Below are 281 nucleotides of genomic sequence, written 5' to 3'. Positions count from 1 at the left end.
ACCGAATAGTCCGCGACCTGCCCGGACAGAAACGCCAGCGTCGCCTCCAGCATCGAGACGTCGACCAACTGGCCCTTGCCGGTATGGGTACGCTGGAACAGCGCGCTCGACACGCCAAAGGCTGCGGTAGCACCGGACAGCACGTCGCACACCGCGAAGCCCGCCCGCGTCGGCCTGGTCTCGGCGTGACCGGTGATCGACATGATGCCGGATAGCGCCTGGATCTTGCCGTCATAACCGGCGCCCAGCCGCTCCGGCCCGGTCTGGCCGAAGCCGGAAAT

The 281-nt window shown here is 67.3% G+C and carries 1 protein-coding gene; it reads right to left on the bottom strand.

What is annotated here, in order from left to right; genetic code table 11:
• Positions 1-281: CoA transferase (locus QSV46_RS39545; RefSeq protein WP_314964067.1), on the bottom strand; the 281-nt coding region annotated here is incomplete at both ends.

This window comes from Bradyrhizobium cosmicum (genome assembly GCF_032290525.1).
In the GTDB taxonomy this organism is placed as follows: Bacteria; Pseudomonadota; Alphaproteobacteria; order Rhizobiales; family Xanthobacteraceae; genus Bradyrhizobium; species Bradyrhizobium cosmicum_A.
This window is presented reverse-complemented; position numbering and strand designations above follow the sequence as displayed.